Here is an 18,897-nt window from a genome sequence, read left to right as displayed (position 1 = left end):
CGCCTCAGACCTTTGTGTTCGCCACGACCCGGTCAAGGACGAGACGGCCCATCTGGTACATGACGGGGTTGGTCTCGACGTAGTACCAGATGGCACCGAGAGCCTGCTGGAAGCTCCATGCCTTGCTGCGCTCCCACTCCAGCTCGTCGCAACCCAACTTGTCACGGAACACCGCTCGGGACGCATCGTCGAAGAAGTACCAGCCACACATGGCATCAAGGGCGGGATCGGCCGGCGCGAAGTCGCCGGTGTCGAGCACACCCACCAGCCGGCCGTCGGCCACCAGGACGTTCAGCGGCTGCAGGTCGCCATGGGACATGACGTCGGCCGACGTGCGCGGCAGTTCCCGGAAGTGACTCCACAGACGCCGAAGCGTCGGGACGTCGAGCAGACCCTCGCTCTTTCCGAAACATTCCTCGACCCACTCGTCGTGGTCGGGTAGGTCGCCACCACGGTTGTCGCCCTGAAACCGGCGGCCCTGGGTGTCGGTGGCCCGAAGCGCGCTGATCAGGTGGGCCAGGTCACGGGCGAGTTCCACGGACCCGTCGATGTCAACGGGGGCGATGCTTCCCGGTACCCACGACTGCACCGACCACGGCAGGGGGTAGTCCTTCCCGGGGTTGCCGATCGCGATGGGCCGGGGAGCCGGGAATGGGCTGTGTCCGGCGAAGCGTCGGGAGGCCTCGGCCTCCCGCTCGAGGAGCTCGGCGGCCACGGCGACATCGCGTGGCCGCAGCAGGAACCGGGCCGCCACATCGTCGCCGATGCGGAAGATGGCGTTCACGGTGCCGTTCGACGCGACGCGCCGGACCGGTGCCGTCTCCCACCGAGGGAACTGATCCGCGATCAGCTCGCGGACGACGTCATCGGTGATGGCTAACTCGTCGTCGTGCATGGCCATGCGGAAGATCTCCGATTCTGGTCGGCGGGACGGCACACAGTTGGTCAGCCCGGATGTCGAGAACGCTGACGTGGCTCCGTCTCAGGGAGGATGCGGCAACGGCGACCGCACCAGACGAGGGAGATCCAGCATGGCGATCCAGCGGATGGACAACGTCCTCATTGTTGTCGACGATCTTGACGCGGTCATCGCGTTTTTCGTCGAGCTCGGCATGGAGATGGAGGGTCGGGGACCGGTCGAGGGGCGCTGGGTGGAGCGTGTGATCGGGATCGACGACGTCCGGCAGGAGGTCGCGATGCTGCGGACCCCGGACGGCCACGGCAAGGTCGAGTTGGCGATGTTCCACCGACCGGCGGCGATCAGGGCGGAGCCGAGGAACGCGCCGGCGAACACGCTCGGCATTCGACGCATCATGTTCGCCGTCGACGACATCGACGACGTGATCGCGCGGCTGCGCGGCCACGGCGCCGAACTCGTCGGGGAGGTGGAGCGGTACGAGGACATCTTCCGGCTCTGCTACGTCCAGGGCCCCGAAGGCATCGTCGTCGGCCTGGCCGAACAGCTGCGCTGACGGGCCGCCGCCGCCCGGTCCCGCCCGCGACCTCAGGGCCTCGCGGGCGGCGGAGACGGCCCCATGCTCAGCCGTGGAATCCCGGGCTGCGGCAGACCTGTGATCGATGAATCTCGCTCCCAAGATCTCCGGTGCCCGTGAAGCGGCCGAACGTACTAGGCGAAACGCGGGTGCTGCCGCGCCAACCTCCTCCGAGTAGCAACGCGCACACCAAGGTGTATATTGCATCGTCCAACACCGCATCGCCTCGCCGTCGGGATAGCCCAGGCGCAACCGCCGAGCGACCTGATCCGCGACCAACTCTTACCCAACAACGCCACGTTGCTCCCGTAGCCGTAGGGTGCCGTCGGTAAGAAACACTTGGGGCAGCAGTGAACCGGCTGTCATCTTTACGTCAGCTTCAGTCGAGCTTCACGTGAGGCCTCTCGTGGCGGCCATGATGTTGAATGAGTTCATGGCCGTTCGCCGTCTGCGCTCCACTGCGGAGGCACGATGCAACGAGATGACGACTGGCATGCTAAGCGCGCTCGTGCCAAGGTCCTTGTGCGCGTGTTGGCGAAGTTTGAGGAGAACTTCAACGATCCAGATCGGCGTTCGGACCCACTAAACACTGCCGAGCTACGGACCCTCGATAGGTGCGCTGATGAATCGCTGGGGGTACTTGGCAGTGACAATCTGGTCTCGCCCATGATCAATGAGCTCAAAGCAGTTCTTCTCGACGTCGAGCGTGACGGCAAACCATTGAGTTTTGATGCTGCTCACCGTCACGTTGGGCCAATACTTGCGGCTGTCGAGGGCACTTATGATCTCTCCGGATCTTCTGGCTCCCGGTCAGCCACAAAGTCGGGCAGGACTTCGCAAATCGTCGTTCGGATCGACCACGAGGAAGACTACGAGTAGAAATCCTGTCCTCGTGTGGAGGTGGCTTGTCGGCCAATGCCGGGTCCAGGGTGGGGCCGAGGGTCCGGGTCAAACAGGTCGCTTTGCTCACCGCCTGCGTCCGCGATGTTGAGCCCCACCTGAATTGATATCTGTGACAGAAATGGTAGGCCACCGAAGTCCTGTGGCATGTCCCAGCTCGGCTCCCTTAGTTGACGCAGGAGCCGCGCGGAGATCGCTACAAGCCCGGCTAGGTCCAAGTCGACTAGGTCCACCCGAGCGGCTGCCGCGGACCAGTGGTAGCCGTCGTACTGTGCATTCCTTAGCTGGTTACCGTGAGCTGCTGCGATTGCCATAACGAGTATCCGGAAATCTTCCCGGGCCTCAGCGCGCCCTAGCGCCAACTCAAAAAGGCGATGCCCGCACTCCCACCAGATGGCCAACGGTTGCGCCGTAGTACCGATTGGTGCCGAGCTTGCGGACTGCGCGGCTGCAGGCAGAGTTTCAATGATTGTTCTAAACTCGTAGATAGCGTCTGTCAGCGACATTGCAGTCAGGAGGGCGGCAACCTGCTGTGCTGGAGCGCGGAGAGCATCCTCGAGGGAAATCATCCCCTCCTCGTGTGGCTCGATCGGGATCTGAGGATTTAAAATGAAGCCCAGTCGCTGTCCAGCCGTGAACGCATCACCTTCTGCTTCCGTGCAAGCGGCCCTGAGGAAGGCGCCAAATGGGAGCCCGAGACGAAGGTACTCTTCCGCCGAGCGCAGCAACGTCCGGATTCCGGCTTGCGTGTCGTACAGCAACTCGGCCAAGGCAGCCTGACGAAGAGCATCGGCTCGCTCGGCGACATCCACCCAGGGTGGGTATTGTGGCCTATCGCCCACCTCATCGATTTTCTGCCGAAGCTTGGCAACGGGTCCTACCGTTTCTGAGCTTGAAAGACTTACGACCGCACCGTGACCCGTAGCGATTGGCCCGTCTTGCAGAGCCTGAACTAAGATGTTGGCATCGAACAATGACTCTCTTCTTGCATAGGCGGTGAAGAAGGCGGCCCTGGCGCGGACCACATCGCCTTCTAGGCGCAACGCAGCCCACAACTCTGGCGGCAAACTCACAGCATGTTCCGCTCGTTGATCACGGCGGCCGGATGCGTGAACGCAAGGTTCACTAACGTGTCATCCGCCATCAGGTCACCTCCGGCAGTTGGTGTCCAGTGGACCGCGCAGAGGATTTGCGCCGATGGAACGTTTATCTTTGCCGCCACCTCGCCCTGCCAATACCATTGCGAGAACGCCCGATTATGATTAAGCTCTCGATATTCCTCGGCAACGCCCGGGATTGCAACTGCGCGGTTCGCACTTACCAGAACGTAGCAGTAGAAGACCCATCCAGGGCATCGTGGACGACCGGGCTGGGTGTAATCGGTGGTAGCAAAATCTAAGGCCGTTCGAAGTGCTGTGTGGGTCACGTTGGTCTTTAGGGTAACGTCGCGTTCAACGCAGCCCGCTGAAAGCGAGATAAATGGTGTCACATCGTGAAATGGCACATTTGAGACGGGATCGCGGTAGCTGTAGTTGTTGATGTGCAGCTCGAGGTTTCTTTCAGTTAGTCGTCGTAAATTCTCATCTATCGGAAATGGTTCAGGATCCATAATCAGCCAACTCCGGCAGCGAATCCCGGTGCCGTCGCTGAGGATGCTCCGTGCATCGACATCGCTCATGTTAGCGAAGCCTTTGCAGCACCACTGAACGATCATTTCTTGCTCTTCTCTGAAGTTGTGATGCCAACCTCACTGCCTAAGCATGACAGCAATTTATGGTATCGCTCTTTGATAAGATCAAAGTCGCTCTGATCCGCCTCGTCAACGAACATTAGATCCCACGCTGCCTCCCACTTCCCGGGATACACGTTGCTGCGAGTGCCGTGGCGAGAGGAATTACTGGTCCGAAGTCGGGCGTCGGATTCCGGTGCTACGTATGTCGTGAACAGGGTATCCATAAAGTTCTTGTATTCGGCTACCGCAGTTGATGTGAAGAATGCTTGATAGCCGTAAAACAGGCGATCGAGTTCTCGCTTGTTGCGTAGCATAGTTGATGGAGAAAAGACTGCCCAGTCGCCAACAAAGTAAAAATATGAATACAAGTCATTCAGTCTCGGAAGTGCCTCGCTTAGCAGCTGGATGCGCTTTTCGACGAGCTTTTGGTTCAGCCAGTGGCTGCGTTCGAAGCGTCGCGTTGAGAGTGTGAGCATCACCCCGATGAGCGCGACTGAGAGTGGCGTTAGCGCAGCCACCACGAGCTTGATGATCTCCATGCTCTCCCTCGCATATACGTCGTATCATCATCGTCGTTTGGGGACCGTCAGCACTAGGGGCAGCCACCCGTTTCGACGAGCGATGCTGCGGACCCGGACGGTCACGGCAGGGTCGAGTTAGCGATGTTCCACCGACCGTCGTCGATCAGGGGCGGAGCCGAGGAACGTGCCGGCGAACACGCTTGGCATTCGGCGCATCATGTTCGCCATCGACGACATTGACGACGTAATCAGCCGTCGCCGCTCGGTCCCGCCCGCGACCTCAGGAACCTAAGGGCCTCGCGGGCGGCTGAGACCCCTGCATCCCGGTGGTAGTGGGGGTCAGGTGGCGCGGATCGGGAAGGTCTCACGTAGGGCCGGGTCCAGCGGCCGGCCGGTGGTCGGTTCGATGAACAGGTCGGCCAGCAGCAGGTCGGGGAGGTGGCTGGGGTTGATGCCCGACTCCTTGCGGCCGAGGGCCTGCGCCGCGCCGCCGAGTCGCAGCGCGGCCCGCGCCGCGCCGGCCGGCAGACGACCGACCCGGCGGGGTCGGCCCACCGCCGCGGCGATGCGGGCGATCATGTCGTGCCAGGTGAGGTTCTCGTCGGCGACCGGGAGGTCCGCGCCGCTGGCCTGCTCCAGGGCGTCGACCGCGACGTCGGCCACGCTGCGCGCGGAGGCCGCGGCGCTGCCGCCGGTCGGGGCGACCAGCGGGGTACGCGCGCGGGCCCACCGGTCCAGCGGACCGGCCCAGTTGGGCAGCCGGTCGCCGGCCCGACCGAAGACGAAGGGCAGTTCGAGTACGGCGACCGGCAGGCCCTCGCCGGCCGCCGCCCGCCCTTCCCGGGCCTGCTCCAGGCGGCAGCGGATGTACGTGTGCCGTTCGGCGAGGCGCCACTGGGGGTGCAGCCGGTCGAAGTAGGTGTAGTAGGAGCCCATCACCACGCCCCGGGTGAGACCTTCCAGGCGGGCGGCGGTGAACAGGCGTACCACCGGGTCGACGTTGTCTCGACGGAACTCGGGATAGATCGGCTTGGGTAGCGGCCGTTGCTCGTCGGTGCGGGTGGCGTAGACGACGCCGTCGTGACCGGCGAGCAACTGCCGCAGCTCGTCGACCGGGGCGGACCCGACGTCGAGCAGGTGGTCGATGCCCGGCTGGGCGGTACGCGCCACTGTGGTAGCGGCCTGACCACGCTCCCGCAGCACGTCCACGACGTGCGCGCCGATCAGGCCACTGCCACCCACCACAAGAATTCGCACGGTGGCATCGTCCACTCTGGAACCGGTGTCCTGTCAACCCAAGAGTGCCACCGAGGTGAACTCCTTGGCCGACCAGGCCGTGCAGTGGCTCGCCCTCGGTAGCCTGCGGCTGCACGACGGTGACGGCGGCGAGCAGCGTGACACCGGCCGAGACGAATCCGAGCGTGCTTCGCACGGGACCTCCTCGGTGGGCGGTGCGGCCGATGCGTTCCGGCGTCCTGGCACAGACGCTAGGCTCGGATGGAGGGTCCACAGTAGGCATGTTGCACACGGTCAGTGACGGTTGCCTGACTGGGTGATGCGCCACCGTGTGTCCGAGAATTTCTCACAAACGGGGGTTGAGGATGCCGGATCCGCGCGCCTTCTGGCTGGACGAGCAGTTCGACCGTGAGCACGGCACCGACGGGCGTGGCCGGTACGAGGCCGAGGTGTTTCGCCGGATCGACGAGTTCGCCGACACCTGGGGTGACTTCGCGCCCGTGGCGTTCGCGGTGACCGCCTGGCGGCTGGCCACCGAGCTGTCGCCGGGTTTCGTGCGCTGGCACCGGCGGATCATCTCGGCGACCTGCGCGCGTAGCCCGTGGGACGGCAGCCTGGTCTGCGCGGTGACAGTGGCCTCCCGCTGGCCGGCCGAGCTGACCTGGACCAAGCAGTGGCAGCGCGACCGTGGTTGGCAGGACTGGCCCCGGCTGTTCGGCCAGTTCACCACACCAACCGAGCAGGACCAGACGCGCCGCCCGCATCTGCGCGCGCTGCTCCAGGTGGAGGCGCCGGTCCCGCTCGACGACCTGCCGCCGACGCCCGACGGCCCGGACGACGAGGTTGCCGCGGCGGCGCGCCGGGCCGTGGCGGTGCTGGCCCGGGAACTCAACGACCTCCTCGCGCCGATGATCGGGCAGCTCGACGCCGGAGTTCCGGCGGGCTCCTGAAACGCTCGCCCACCGGTAGGGTCGTCGGCGTGAATCTGGACGACATCGCCGGCCGGCTCGGAGTGCCCGTCGAGGACGTCGACCGCGTGCACCGGCTCGCCGGTGACGGTCCGTCAGCTCCGTTGCCGGCCAAGGCCGACGCACCAGCGATCCTCGACCGGCTCACCGTGCCGCCGGAGGACGCCGCCGAGATCCTGGCGGGCTGGCCCGACCCCGGCTCCGCCCTGTGGACTCCGGAGCTGCGCTGGCTGCTCGACCGCTCGATCGCCCTGGTCCGCGCCGACCTCGCGGGCTACGACTGGCTCCCGCCCGGTCCCGAGCTGCCCCGGGAGCGCGGGCCTGCCTGGCGGCACCTCTACGTGTACGCGTACCTGGCCCTTGTCGACGTGGTGCGCGGGTACCACAGCGACCACGGCATCCCCGACGCCGTGACCTGGGTGACCCTGGCTGACCTGGGCCGCAACCTCGCCATCGACCGGCGGATGCGCGGCGAGGGCTGGCCGATCATGCAAAGCTGGCTGACGCTGCACTCGCGCGGCAGCGTCTACGAGCTGGGCCGGCTACAGCACCAGCGCGGTGACGGCGCGATCGGGCTGCACGTCCCCGATTCGGGGCCGTTGACCCCGGAGGCGGTGGCGTCGTCCCTCGACGAGGCCCGCGCGTTCTTTCCCCGGCACTTCCCCGACGAGCGCTACACCGCGTTCTCCTGCGCGTCGTGGCTGCTCGACCCACAGCTGCGGGAGTACCTCCCCGAGGACTCCAACATCGTGCGGTTCCAGCGCCGGTTCGAGGTGGAGCCCTACGACGAGGCCGCGGGGCCGGACGCCGACATCGAGGTCCTGCGGTTCGGGTTCCGAACCCTGACCACGCCGTTCGACGAGCTGCCGCGCCGCACGGTGCTCCAGCGCGCGATCATCGACCACCTGCGGGCCGGCGGCCACTGGCACTGGCGCCACGGCCGCTTTCCGATCTAGGCATCCGCGTCCCACCACGCGTCGTTGGCGGCGGCCTTGGCCGCCGGTTCGATGACTTCCCACACCTGCGCGATCAATCCGTCGGCGATCCTCAGGACGTCGACCACCACGATCTCCGGCCCTCCGTCGGGGAGTCGGCGTCGCGAGTGCACCACGACGTGGTCACCGTCGGCCAGCAGGTGCAGGATGTCGACCCGCATGCCGGTGGTCGGGCCGAGCGCGGCGCTGACCGCGGCGAGCCACTGCGCCCTGGTCGAGGTCGTCGAATCCGAGCGGTGATGGGTGAAGTCCTCGCTCAGGTACGAGGCGAGCGTGTCTACGTCGCCGGTGTCGACAAGCCCCGCCAACGCACGTCCGACGATGCTCTTGTTCTCGGTGGTCATGGGCGCAAGTGTTTCCCCGGCCCGGACGGTTGTCGATGACATCGCACTTCATGGCGCCCCGAGCGAGGATGAGTAGGGTCATGATCGTGTATGCGGTCGGGGAACTCCTGCGGCAGTGGCGCAAGCGCCGAGGGCTCAGCCAACTCGACCTGGCGATCGCCGCCGACGTCTCGGCTCGGCACGTTAGCCTGGTCGAGACCGGCAAGTCCACGCCGAGCGCCGACATGATCCTCCGGCTGGCCGAGCAGCTCCACGTCCCGCTGCGTGACCGCAACCACCTGTTGCTCGCCGCCGGCTTCGCGCCCCGGTACGCGCAGCGCCCGCTCGACGACGCCGCCCTGTCGGGTGCCCTCGGCGCGGTCCGCAGGGTGCTCCGGGCGCACGAACCGTATCCGGCGCTCGTCTTCGACCGTCGGTGGAACATCCTGCTGACCAACCGTGCGGTCGACCCGTTCTTCGCGTACGTGGCCCCCGACCTGTTGCGGCCACCGGTGAACCTGGTCCGGCTCGGCCTGGACCCGCGCGGGCTCGCCTCGCTGGTCGTCAACCTGGCGGACGTGCGGGCGGTGTTCCGCAGCCGGATCTCACGCCAGCTCGCCGCAGCTCCGGACGCGGCGCTCGCCGCGCTCTACGAGGAGCTGCTCAGCCCCCAGCCCGAGGAGCCGACGAGCCACCGCCTCGACGCCGACGTAGTGCTCCCGATGATCCTCCGGGTCGGTGACCGAGAGCTGCGGCTCTTCTCGACCATCACCACGTTCGGCACCCCGACGGACATCACGATCGAGGAGATCGCCGTCGAGTCCTACTACCCCGCGGACGCGGAGAGCGCCGCCTACTTCACACGGTAGGGCCCGGCCTGGTCGGTTACCAGGCCGGGCCCCGTGCACATTCCCGGTCAGCCGGTGGTGAGGATGAACCTCTCCCAGGCCCCGACCGACGTGCGGTTGGCGATCAGGGATCCGGCCCCGGCGTTCTCGGCGCACACGATCTGGTTGTTGACCGTGGCGCGCAGGCTCACCGTCCCATCAGAGTTGCTGATGAGCTGGAACGTCTCCCACGATCCGATCGCCGTGGCGCTGGCGACCAACGGGTTGGCGCCCGCGTTCGCGGCCGAGACGTAGAGCCCGTTGGCGCGCGACCGCAGCGCGATGTTGCCGTTGCCGGCGTCCACCCGGTCGAACTGTTCGGTCGTGCCACCGACGCTGGCCTTGTTGGCGATCAACGCGGTGGTGCCGACCGCCGACACGTACTGGTTGTTGACCTGCGCCCGCAGCGTGCTCACCGGCGTGGTGCTACCGGTGCCGGTCGCGAAGGTGAACGCGTCGACGTCGAACAGGTAGCCGGACCCACCCTTGAACACCAGGTACAGCGTCGTCGACGCGGTGGGCGGGTTGCTGATCGTGGCGGACGCGTCGACGAACGTCTCCCAGTTGCCGGTCACCGGCACCGTGACGGTGCCCAGCAGGGAGCCGGTGGCCGACCCGGCCCGGACCTCGATGGTGCCGCCCGCGCCGGCCGACGACGCCCGCACGGTGATGCGGTTGGCGTTGGCCAGGTTGTACGGCTGGTACGAGATCCAGTCGTTGTTCTCGATGAATCCGGCGGTGCGGCCACCCTCGGCGCTGGTGTGGTCGGTGGCCTGGACGCCGGACTGAGCGCCGAAGTGCTCACCCTGGCGGTGCTTGGGTTGCAGCGTCTTGATGCTGTGCGTGGTCAGCCCGCCGTTGTCGGTGTAGGCGGCGTCGAAGACCCCGTAGATGTTCGCCGCCGAGTCGTGCTCGCCGTCGGTCGGTAGGGTGATCGAGCCACTGCACCCGTTCTTCGAGGTGATCTGGTGGGCGTGGCTGTCGTGGCCCAGCGCGTACGTCAGGCTCACCTTGGAGCAGTCGATCGTGCCGTCCTGCGGGTCGCTCACCGAGATCTGGTACGACACCGTGTCACCGAAGTTGAACAGCTGCCCGTCGGCGGGCGAGGTGAGCGTCACCGTCGGGGCCGTGTTGCCCACGGTGATGACCAGGCTCGCCGTGCCGGTCAGGCCATTCGGGTCGGTGACCCTCAACGTGGGGGAGTACGTGCCGTTCGTGGTGTACGTCTTGGTCGGGTTCGCCGCCGTCGACGTGGTGCCGTCACCGAACGTCCACAGGTAGCTCAGCGCCCCACCCTCGGGGTCCGAGCTGCCGGCCGACGAGAAGTTGACCGTCAACGGGTTGGCCCCGGACGTCGGGTTCGCCGAGGCGACCGCGATCGGATTGCGGTTGCCGCCGCCGATGTACTCGATCCGGAACAGCGCCTGGTTGTTCGACCCGGTGCCGTAGTCCAACACGTACAACGCGCCGTCCGGGCCGAAGGCCATGTCCATGACCTGGGTGCCGGACCACGGGAAGTTGGAGATCTCCCCGCGGGAGCCGTCGGAGTTGACAGCGATGGCCTTGATCCAACGGCGACCGTACTCGCCGGCGAAGAACTGACCGTTGAGCGACTGCGGGAACTTGATGCTGGAGTTCAGCGACGCGTCGTACCGGTAGACCGGCCCGCCCATCGGCGACTCCGAGCCGCTGCCGAACTCCGACGGAGAACCGGAGTCGCCGGCGTACTTGATCCACGCTGCCCTCGCCGCCGGCAGCGTGCCGAGCCCGGTGTTGCGGAACGAGTTGTTGGTCGGCCCGCCCGAGCAGTTGTACTTGGACTGCGACGGCCCCGACGGGAAGGTGTATTCGTTGTACGTTTCCGAGCTCGTGTTGGCGCCGGTGCAGTACGGCCAACCGTAGTTGCCGGCCGACGCTATGCGGTTGAACTCGACCTGACCCTGCGGACCCCGGCTGGAGTTCGTGCTGCCCGCGTCCGGGCCGTAGTCGCCGAGGTACACGACTCCGGTGGCCTTGTCGACGCTCATCCGGAACGGGTTGCGCAGACCCATCGCGTAGATCTCCGGCCGGGTGTTGGCCGTGCCGGGGGCGAACAGGTTGCCCGACGGGATGGTGTACGTGCCGTCGGACTGCGGCTTGATCCTCAGCAGCTTGCCCCGCAGGTCGTTCGTGTTGCCCGCCGTGCGCTGGGCGTCGAACTGCGGGTTGCGGTTGGTCCGCTCGTCAAGCGGCGCGTAGCCGGACGACTCGAACGGGTTGGTGTCGTCGCCGGTGGTCAGGTACAGGTTGCCGGCGGCGTCGAAGTCCAGGTCGCCACCGACGTGGCAGCACTGCCCCCGGTCGTTGGCGACCTGGAGCACGATCTTCTCACTGCCCAGGTTGAGCGTGTCGTCGCTGTTGAGGGTGAACCGCGACAGCCGCAGGTGCCCCTTCCACCGGTCCCAGTCCGACTGCGAGCCGGTGGTCGGCGCGTCCCCGGACGGGGTGCTCAGCGTGGGGGAGTAGTACAGGTAGATCCACCGGTTGGTGGCGAAGCCGGGGTCCACTGCGACGCCCTGCAACCCCTCCTCGTCGTGGGTGTAGACCGACAGGGTGCCGGAGGTCTTGGTGTTGCCGGCCACGTCGGTCACCCGCAGCACGCCGTTGCGGGCGGTGTGCAGCACCGAGCGGTTGGGCAGGACGGCCAGGGACATGGCCTCACCCAGCTCGGCCGAGCCGGTGGCGAGTTTGACCTGTTGATAGTCGCTGGCGGGAATCACCACGGCCTGGGCGGCGGTGGGGGCTGCGGCCACGGCCAGGGCCACGCTCGCGACGGTGGTGACCGCCGCGACCAGGGCCCGGGACCAGCGCCGGGGATAGGAGAGCATGATCGTCCTTTCTCGACGACCGGGGGTGCGGGCACGCGGGGGCGCACCACGACCAGGTGGGGGTGGTGAAGAAGGGGCGGGGAGCAGGTCAGCTGGTGGTGACCAGGTCGAACTTCTCCCACTGGCCGATGGAGGTCCGGTTGGCGATCAACGGGGAGGCGCCCGCGTTGTCGGCCGAGACGTACCGGCTGTTCACAGTGGCCCGCAGGCTCACCGTGCCGTCGGAGTTGCGGACCAGTTGGAACGTCTCCCAGGCGCCGGCGCTGCCCCGGTTGGCGATCAGAGCGGCGGCCCCGGCGTTCTCGGCGGCGACGTACTGCGAGTTGCTCTTGGCCCGCAGCGCCACGTTGCCGTTGGCGAGGTTGACCAGGTCGAACCGCTCGCTCGTGTTCACCGAGGTCTTGTTGGCGATCAGAGCGGTGGTCGAGTTGGGCGCGCTGACGTACTGGTTGTTGGCGCGGGCCCGCAGGGTGGAACCGCTGACGGTGGGCGGCGGGGTGGTCGTGCGCGGCGAGCAGTCGGCGGTCACGGAGCCCGCGGCGACCTGGAGGCCACCGAGAAGCATCCGGGTGAAGTTCGGGTCGGTGTACGACGCCTCGGTGTGCCCCAGGCCGGTGTACCAGGCCCGTCCGCCGCCGTACGCCTTGCACCAGGTGATCGGGTGGTCGCCGCTCATGTTGCCGCCGCTGTAGGACGACTCGTCGAGGTTGGCGAGGACCCGAGCGGTGGACCGGGGGTTGGTGCGGTAGTTGTACCACTCGTCGGAGCGGACCCAGGTGGCCCCGAGGTGCGCCGTCGACGGGTTGGTGTTGTCCTCGATCCGCACGGTCGCGTTCTGGATCGCCGGGTGCGAGTCGAAGTACGCGCCGACCAGTTGGCCGTACCACGGCCAGCTGTACTCGGTGTCGGCCGCGGCGTGCACGCCGACGTAGCCGCCACCAGCGGCGATGTACGACTCGAAGGCCGTCTGCTGGCTGGCGTTGAGGACGTCGCCGGTCGTCGACATGAACACCACCGCCTGGTACTGGGCCAGGTTGGAGGTGGTGAACTGGGCAGCGTCCTCGGTCGACGTCACGGTGAAGCCGTTGGCCGAGCCGAGCTGCTGGATCGCGGCGATGCCGTTGGGGATCGACGAGTGCCGGAAGCCGGCGGTCTTGCTGAACACCAGCACCTTGGTCAGTGGCGCCGCCGAGGCGGGTGTCGGCAGGGCGACCAGACTGGCCAGCATGACTGCCAGGCCGGTGACGAGTGCCAACAGGCGGGGACGGGAACGCATGGTGTTGCTCCTCTGCTGAGCGTCGACCTCAGGCCGGTGCGCATGGGCAGGCCAGGGGCCATGGTGGCGGTGGTGCGGAAGCCGGGCCGCCGATGCTCGGCTGAGGTGCTGCGGGGTGGTGGGGTGATGGAGGAGTGGTGGGGTGGAAACAGTCGATGACCTCGCCGAAACACTGTGGACGGTCAAAATTCATCGATTGGTATCGCTGACGCAGTAAACCTCCGATGTATGCGCCCCGTCAACCCCACCGGTTGCGGCCCGGGTGCGCCCGCGCACGGCCCACGTCACGCTGGAGGTGGGACGTGTGGTCGCCTGGCCTGATCGCGACTACTACGACGGAGGGCTCGGGATCGACCAGGGTCTGTGGGAGAACGGCCGCTGCCTGTCGTGCGACATCGAAGTCACCTCGAACGCCAAGCGCGCGTTCTGCCCGTACTGCGGATCCGCGTGCGCCCTGACCTGACCTGCCCAGACGACCGGGCGTGGCACGGTTGGCCCCGGTCACCTATGCGGGCCCGCTGGTGCCAGTGGTCGCCATGAGGATGAGGTCGGCGATCGTCTCCGGGTGGGTGACCATGGCGAGATGCGACGACTCGACCTCGATGGTCGTGGCGTTCATCCGGTCGGCCAGAAACCTCTCCAGCTCCGGCGCGGTCGTGCGGTCCTGCGTGGAGATCGAGTAGTAGCAGGGCCTGTCCCGCCAGGCGGCCGTCGTCGTGCGGCCCGTGAAGAGGTCGTCGGCGATCGGCCCCTGCACCGCGTACAGAGCGCGGGCGCGGGCCTCGTCGACGCCACCGGCGAAATCGCTCAGGAAGGCGTTCTCGCTCAACTGTGCGTACCCGTCGTGGTGCACGAGGCCGGCGTTCGCCGGCGGCGTGGGGAACTTCGCGGCGAGCGCGGCGTAGTCCTCCCCGGCGTCCGGCGCGCGGGCCGCGACGTACACCAGAGCGGTAACCGTCGGATGATTGCCGGCCTCGCTGATGATCGTGCCGGCCCAGGAATGGCCCGCCAGCACCGTTGGCCCGTCCTGCCGGTCGAGGGCGCGGTTGGTGGCCGCGACGTCGTCGGCCAGCGAGGTCAGCGGGTTCTGCACAGCGGTGACCGTGAGCCCGGCCCGCTGCAGGATCGGGATGACGTCGGACCAGGAGGAGCCGTCGGCGTACGCGCCGTGGACCAGGACGACGTTGCGGGCCCTCTGGACCGAAGACGTGTCGCTCATCCGAAAACCTCCGCACGACGCCGTGCCGTCGCTCGCTCGTCGACAGCTCTCGTCCGCCACTCTTCCGCACGCCGGTCGGACCGGTGGGTCGAATGCCCAGGCTTCAGCCGCTCTGCGCCGGCTCCGGTGCGAGGGCGTTCCAGTTCAGGTGGTCGCGGTAGCGGTGTCGCAGGACGATCCAGCTGACCGAGAACGGCACGACCCCCATGGCCACCACGCCCAGGACGTTCGCGCCGACCACGTCGAAGACCGCCCCGACGTCGCCGAACAGCTGAGCGACCGTCTGGAACGCGACGTGCAGGCCGATGCCGGCCCAGATGTCGCCGGTGGCGGCACGGAAGGCGCCCAAGAGCAACGCGAAGACGAAGAACAGCGCCAGCCGGTCGACGGATCTGGCCGCCCCGATGAGGAACCCGAAGACTGTGAACAGCACCGCCTGCCCGATGACCGCCTGCCAGGCGGGCAGCCGGGTGGCGAGGTGGTGTTGCAGGTACCCACGGAAGACCAGCTCCTCCGGCAGCGCCTCCTTGAGCAGGACCAGCACGACCAGCAGCGCCGCCACCCGCAGCACGTCTGCGACGGACGTCCGGACACCGATCTCCACCCAGCCGAGACCGAGGCAGAGCGCGAACCCCGCCGCGGCGGGGACGAGCCAGCAGGCCATCCCGAACAGCAGACGCCGCCAGCCGGCGCGCAGCGACGGCAACCCGAGGCCGGCCCAGGGCCGACGGTCCAGGACACGACGGGCGACGACCACCAGGGGTACGACGACAGCGGTGGTGAGGACCGCCCCGATCGCATGGGTCAGTCGGTCGTAGTCCGGGCCGAGCAGAGCGCCCAGGACCAGCCACACCAGCACGGCGGCGCCGGTCACGACGAGGATCCGCCAGGGCAGGGCGGGGCGAGGTCCGGCGCTCACCACGCGCAGCGTAGCCAGCGGCGTCAACTGTCGACGGTCAGCGGCCGAGGACGAGGTAGCCGAGGCCGAGGACACCCCGGTAACCGCCGACGTACTCGCGCAACCGGTCGTCGAGCTCCGCGCGGACCTCGGCCGCACGGGGATCCTCCGGGTACGCCAGCAGCCACTCCTGCCGCCCGGCGAGCCAGGTGGACTCGAAGTCGTCCCACTCCCGCTGATCGGCGGTGCTCAGGTGCAGCAACCGCCAGCCCCGCTGGCGGGCGGCATCGACCAGCCCGGGCAGGGTCGGGACCTCCGGGCCGAAGACCTCGGCGATCTCCGCCGTGGGGGACCGCTCCCAGTACGCGTCGCCGAACAGCAGCCGCCCACCGGGTCGGACCACGGCGGCGAGGGCGTCGAGGGCGGCCTCGGTGCCGCCGAAGGCGTGTGCCGAGCCGATGCAGAGGACCCGGTCGGCCGGCTCCTGCCAGGTCGCCGCTTCCCCCATCACGAAGGCGACGTGCCGGTTCAGCGACCGCCCCGCGGCCAGCCGCCGCCCTCGGTCGAGCGCTGCCTCATCGGTGTCGACGCCGACGCCGCGCGTCGGAACCGGGCCGGAAACACCACCGGCGGCCACCGCCCGCAGCAGCAGCTCACCCCAGCCGCAGCCGAGGTCGAGCACACGCGCGCCGGGCCGGACGTCGAGCCGTTCCAGCAGCAACGCGGCGTGCTCCGGCGAGAGTGGAGTGTTCCAGCGCATCCGCGCGTAGCGGCTGGCGGTGAGGTGGTCGGTTGACTGCATCCGTTGAGGGTGTCAAAGCGTGCGCCGGGTCCGGCACCGGGGCGTACGGCAGGATCGGTGGGGTGGACGCGCAGAGACCGGGGCCGGCGCGGCGGCCGACCCCGCAGGAGGTGGCCGCGGCGGCCGGCCGGGGTCTGCCGGACATCATCGGTCCCGGGCTGCGCGTGCTGTTCTGCGGCTTCAACCCGGGCCTCTACTCGGCCGCCGTGGGGGAGCCGTTCGCCCGCCGGGGCAGCCGATTCTGGCCGGCCCTGCACGGGGCCGGCTTCACCGACCGCCAGCTGCGCTCGTGGGAAGGCGACGAGCTGCTGCGGCAGGGCCTGGGCATCACCAGCCTGAGCAACCGGGCCACCGCCCGCGCCGCCGAGCTGACCTCGGAGGAACTGGTGGCCGGGGTGACCGGGCTGGCGGTGAAGGCCGAGCGCTACCGGCCGCGCTGGGTGGCGATTCTCGGGGTGAGCGCGTACCGCATCGCCTTCGCCCGACCGAAGGCCGGGCTGGGCCCGCGACCGGACCGGCTGGGGCCGGCCCAGGTCTGGGTGCTGCCGAACCCCAGCGGCCTGAACGCGCACTTCCCGCTGCCGGCGTTGACCGCCGAGTTCGCCAGGCTGCGGCGGGCCCTCGACCCCTAGCCGGCCACGGCGACCAGCCCCTGGTAGTACTGCTGCATCGCCGGGTGGTAGTCGTCGAACTCGGGGCGGGGCGAACCGTCCCGGGAGGCGACCAGCATGTCGAGGTAGTACTCCCAACCGGCGCCCACCTCGGCGATGCCCTCCACGCTGCTCAGGTGCTGCACGAACCGCAGCTCGGTGGTGCCGTCGGTCTCGGTCAGCGACAGCTCCAGCAGCCAGCTGCCGTGGTCGTCGACCATCGACACGGCGAGGCGCTGCCGCGGTTCGCACGCGTCGATGCGCATCTCGCACCAGGGCTGCTGCTCCTCGTACGCCATCTGGACCCGGATGGTCCGCCCGGGGCCGGCGTCGCCCTCCCACGGGCCGAACCAGCGGGCCGTACGCGCGGGCTCGGTCAGGCTGGCCCAGACGTCCGCTGCCGGAGCGCGGAAGGTTCGGGTGAGGACGAGATCGTGGCCGGTGTCGGTGTGAAACAGGCGTCCGGCGGGTGTGCGGGTCATGCCGTGTGCTCCCTTCGGTGCTCCGCCGGGCCGCGGCCGCGGCGCTCTCGGCGGGTGCGATAGACCTCGGTCTCCAGCGCGTTGAGGTGCCGCTCCCACCGGTCGGTGGCGGCGAGCGCGGCGAGCCAGTCGACCAGCGGGGCGAGCGGGCGCGGATCGAGTCGGTAGATCCTCTGTCGGCCGACCATCTCGTCGTGCACCAGACCGCTCTCGCGCAGAAGCCGCAGGTGGCGGCTGATCGCGGGTCGGCTGATCACGAATCGCTGGGCGATGTCACCAGCGGACAACGGCTCGTCGCGCAGCAGGGTCAGGATGTGCCGTCGTACCGGGTCCGCGATCGCGGTGGCCACCTCGTCCACCCGGAAAGCGTAACCTAGGCGTTACGGGTTGGCGTGGTGAAGCCCACTGACCGCCGCATTTCGCCGCATCGATGGTGGGCACATGATCACTTGACCTGGCACTCTTTATGGCATGGCCGCCCTCCTTCGCTCCCGCCTGACCGACTGGACGTTCGTCGTACCTGTGCTCGCCGTCCTGATATTGATGGTCACCTGGGGGCGGAGCCTGCCTGGGCCCGTCATCGTGGTTGTCGCGGTGCTGCTGGGCGGCGCGGTGCTCGCGGCGGTGCACCACGCGGAGGTGGTCGCCCACCGGGTGGGAGAGCCGTACGGGTCCCTCGTGCTCGCCGTCGCGGTCACCGTGATCGAGGTGGCCCTGATCGTCACGCTCATGATCAGCGGGCCGGAGAAGACCCAGTCACTCGCCCGGGACACCGTCTTCGCCGCCGTCATGATCACGTGTAACGGAATACTGGGTCTGTCCCTGCTACTTGGGGCGCTGCGCCGCCGCGTCGCGGTGTTCAACCCGGAGGGCACCGGCGGAGCCCTGGCCACCGTGATCACCCTGGCCACTCTGAGCCTGGTCATCCCCAGCTTCACCACGGCCCGCCCGGGCCCGGAGTTCAGCCCGGCCCAACTCGTCTTCGCCGCCGTCGCGTCGCTGGCCCTGTACGGGCTGTTCGTGCTCGTGCAGACCGGCCGGCACCGCGACTACTTCCTGCCGGTCGACAGCCGGGGCAAGGTCATCGAGACGGAGGAGCACGCCAAGCCGCCCACCACCCGCGCGGCGATGGTCAGCCTGGGCCTGCTGCTGGTGGCGCTGGTCGCGGTGGTCGGCGACGCCAAGACGGTCTCCCCGACCATCGAGGCCGGGGTCGCGGCGGCGAACCTGCCACACGCGTTCGTCGGCGTGATAATCGCCCTGCTCGTGCTGCTGCCGGAGACCCTGGCCGCCGCCCGCGCCGCCCGCCGAGACCGGGTCCAGACCAGCCTGAACCTCGCGCTCGGCTCCGCGATGGCCAGCATCGGCCTGACCATCCCGGCCATCGCGATCGCCTCGATCTGGCTGGACGGCCCGCTGCTGCTCGGCCTCGGCGGCACCCAGCTCACGCTGCTCGCGCTCACCGCCGTGACCGCCGTCCTCACTGTGGTGCCCGGCCGGGCCAACGTGTTGCAGGGCGGCGTACACCTGGTGCTGATGGCCGCCTTCGTCTTCCTGGCCGCCAGCCCGTGATCCGCACGGCCCGCCGGCTCAGCCCGTGATCCGCACGGCCCGCCGGCTCAGCCCGTGATCCGCACCGCCCGCCGGC

The 18,897-nt window shown here is 68.2% G+C and carries 20 protein-coding genes; 8 read left to right on the top strand and 12 right to left on the bottom strand.

What is annotated here, in order from left to right:
• Positions 1–4 precede the first annotated feature (4 nt).
• A complete protein-coding gene (locus ACFYPG_RS21070) occupies positions 5–901 on the bottom strand; it encodes an aminoglycoside phosphotransferase family protein (RefSeq protein WP_387353522.1) in 897 nt (298 codons plus the stop codon).
• A 130-nt stretch (positions 902–1,031) separates the two neighbouring features.
• Between ACFYPG_RS21070 and ACFYPG_RS21065 the strand changes: the two genes are divergently transcribed.
• The gene (locus tag ACFYPG_RS21065) at positions 1,032–1,472 is read left to right on the top strand and encodes a VOC family protein (RefSeq protein ID WP_387353520.1); all 441 of its coding nucleotides are present in this window, start codon (positions 1,032–1,034) and stop codon (positions 1,470–1,472) included.
• A 492-nt stretch (positions 1,473–1,964) separates the two neighbouring features.
• Positions 1,965–2,372, top strand: coding sequence for a hypothetical protein (locus ACFYPG_RS21060; RefSeq protein WP_387353519.1), 408 nt, complete (start codon positions 1,965–1,967; stop codon positions 2,370–2,372).
• Between the two features lie 1,090 nt (positions 2,373–3,462).
• On the opposite strand, the gene ACFYPG_RS21055 is transcribed toward ACFYPG_RS21060, so the two are convergent.
• The 3 genes from ACFYPG_RS21055 to ACFYPG_RS21045 all read right to left on the bottom strand — a co-directional run bounded on the left by ACFYPG_RS21055 (position 3,463) and on the right by ACFYPG_RS21045 (position 5,903).
• On the bottom strand, positions 3,463–4,071 hold the full coding sequence (locus ACFYPG_RS21055) for a hypothetical protein (RefSeq protein WP_387353518.1): 609 nt from the start codon (positions 4,069–4,071) through the stop codon (positions 3,463–3,465).
• A gap of 32 nt (positions 4,072–4,103) precedes the next feature.
• Entirely contained in the window at positions 4,104–4,664 is a 561-nt protein-coding gene (locus tag ACFYPG_RS21050) for a hypothetical protein (RefSeq protein ID WP_387353516.1), read from the bottom strand.
• Between the two features lie 321 nt (positions 4,665–4,985).
• Positions 4,986–5,903, bottom strand: a complete 918-nt coding sequence (locus tag ACFYPG_RS21045) for an NAD-dependent epimerase/dehydratase family protein (protein ID WP_387353514.1) — start codon at positions 5,901–5,903, stop codon at positions 4,986–4,988.
• Positions 5,904–6,247: 344 nt separating this feature from the next.
• Here ACFYPG_RS21045 and ACFYPG_RS21040 point away from each other — a divergent pair, with 344 nt between their 5' ends.
• Both ACFYPG_RS21040 and ACFYPG_RS21035 read left to right on the top strand, forming a co-directional pair.
• Entirely contained in the window at positions 6,248–6,832 is a 585-nt protein-coding gene (locus ACFYPG_RS21040) for a hypothetical protein (protein ID WP_355007920.1), read from the top strand.
• A gap of 29 nt (positions 6,833–6,861) precedes the next feature.
• The gene (locus ACFYPG_RS21035; protein WP_387353512.1) at positions 6,862–7,806 is read left to right on the top strand and encodes an acyltransferase domain-containing protein; all 945 of its coding nucleotides are present in this window, start codon (positions 6,862–6,864) and stop codon (positions 7,804–7,806) included.
• Here ACFYPG_RS21035 and ACFYPG_RS21030 read toward each other — a convergent pair.
• A complete protein-coding gene (locus ACFYPG_RS21030; RefSeq protein ID WP_355007922.1) occupies positions 7,803–8,189 on the bottom strand; it encodes a nuclear transport factor 2 family protein in 387 nt (128 codons plus the stop codon). The genes ACFYPG_RS21035 and ACFYPG_RS21030 overlap by 4 nt on opposite strands.
• An 80-nt stretch (positions 8,190–8,269) precedes the next feature.
• Between ACFYPG_RS21030 and ACFYPG_RS21025 the strand changes: the two genes are divergently transcribed.
• Positions 8,270–9,037: a helix-turn-helix transcriptional regulator gene (locus ACFYPG_RS21025; RefSeq protein WP_355007923.1), complete on the top strand. Its 768-nt coding sequence runs from the start codon at positions 8,270–8,272 to the stop codon at positions 9,035–9,037.
• Positions 9,038–9,084: 47 nt separating this feature from the next.
• Here ACFYPG_RS21025 and ACFYPG_RS21020 read toward each other — a convergent pair whose 3' ends face one another.
• Positions 9,085–11,922 carry a PQQ-dependent sugar dehydrogenase gene (locus ACFYPG_RS21020; protein WP_355007924.1) on the bottom strand — a complete coding sequence of 946 codons (2,838 nt, stop codon included), beginning with the start codon at positions 11,920–11,922 and terminating at the stop codon, positions 9,085–9,087.
• Between the two features lie 88 nt (positions 11,923–12,010).
• On the bottom strand, positions 12,011–13,150 hold the full coding sequence (locus ACFYPG_RS21015) for a ThuA domain-containing protein (RefSeq protein WP_387353929.1): 1,140 nt from the start codon (positions 13,148–13,150) through the stop codon (positions 12,011–12,013).
• A gap of 352 nt (positions 13,151–13,502) precedes the next feature.
• Here ACFYPG_RS21015 and ACFYPG_RS21010 point away from each other — a divergent pair, with 352 nt between their 5' ends.
• Positions 13,503–13,661, top strand: a complete 159-nt coding sequence (locus ACFYPG_RS21010) for a hypothetical protein (protein WP_387353509.1) — start codon at positions 13,503–13,505, stop codon at positions 13,659–13,661.
• A 42-nt stretch (positions 13,662–13,703) separates the two neighbouring features.
• Here the strand turns inward: ACFYPG_RS21010 and ACFYPG_RS21005 are convergent, their stop codons facing one another.
• From ACFYPG_RS21005 to ACFYPG_RS20995, 3 genes are all read right to left on the bottom strand, one after another.
• Complete coding sequence (locus ACFYPG_RS21005) at positions 13,704–14,417, bottom strand: alpha/beta hydrolase (RefSeq protein ID WP_355007927.1); 714 nt, start codon at positions 14,415–14,417, stop codon at positions 13,704–13,706.
• Positions 14,418–14,520: 103 nt separating this feature from the next.
• Entirely contained in the window at positions 14,521–15,336 is an 816-nt protein-coding gene (locus tag ACFYPG_RS21000) for a type II CAAX endopeptidase family protein (protein ID WP_355007928.1), read from the bottom strand.
• Between the two features lie 37 nt (positions 15,337–15,373).
• A complete protein-coding gene (locus tag ACFYPG_RS20995) occupies positions 15,374–16,117 on the bottom strand; it encodes a methyltransferase domain-containing protein (RefSeq protein WP_355007929.1) in 744 nt (247 codons plus the stop codon).
• A gap of 62 nt (positions 16,118–16,179) precedes the next feature.
• On the opposite strand from ACFYPG_RS20995, the gene mug reads away from it, so the two are divergent.
• Positions 16,180–16,749 (top strand): G/U mismatch-specific DNA glycosylase, encoded by a 570-nt coding sequence (mug, locus tag ACFYPG_RS20990; protein WP_355007930.1) that lies wholly within the window; start codon positions 16,180–16,182, stop codon positions 16,747–16,749.
• On the opposite strand, the gene ACFYPG_RS20985 is transcribed toward mug, so the two are convergent.
• Both ACFYPG_RS20985 and ACFYPG_RS20980 read right to left on the bottom strand, forming a co-directional pair.
• Positions 16,746–17,249 carry an SRPBCC family protein gene (locus ACFYPG_RS20985; protein ID WP_355007931.1) on the bottom strand — a complete coding sequence of 168 codons (504 nt, stop codon included), beginning with the start codon at positions 17,247–17,249 and terminating at the stop codon, positions 16,746–16,748. The two genes, mug and ACFYPG_RS20985, sit on opposite strands and share 4 nt — an antisense overlap.
• Positions 17,246–17,608: a metalloregulator ArsR/SmtB family transcription factor gene (locus ACFYPG_RS20980; protein ID WP_355007932.1), complete on the bottom strand. Its 363-nt coding sequence runs from the start codon at positions 17,606–17,608 to the stop codon at positions 17,246–17,248. Before ACFYPG_RS20980 ends, ACFYPG_RS20985 begins: the two co-directional genes overlap by 4 nt.
• Positions 17,609–17,720: 112 nt before the next feature.
• Between ACFYPG_RS20980 and ACFYPG_RS20975 the strand changes: the two genes are divergently transcribed.
• The gene (locus ACFYPG_RS20975; RefSeq protein ID WP_112673580.1) at positions 17,721–18,821 is read left to right on the top strand and encodes a calcium:proton antiporter; all 1,101 of its coding nucleotides are present in this window, start codon (positions 17,721–17,723) and stop codon (positions 18,819–18,821) included.
• Positions 18,822–18,897 lie beyond the last annotated feature (76 nt).

The sequence above is a fragment of the Micromonospora sp. NPDC005553 genome, from assembly GCF_042871765.1.
Lineage (GTDB): Bacteria > Actinomycetota > Actinomycetes > Mycobacteriales > Micromonosporaceae > Micromonospora.
This window is presented reverse-complemented; position numbering and strand designations above follow the sequence as displayed.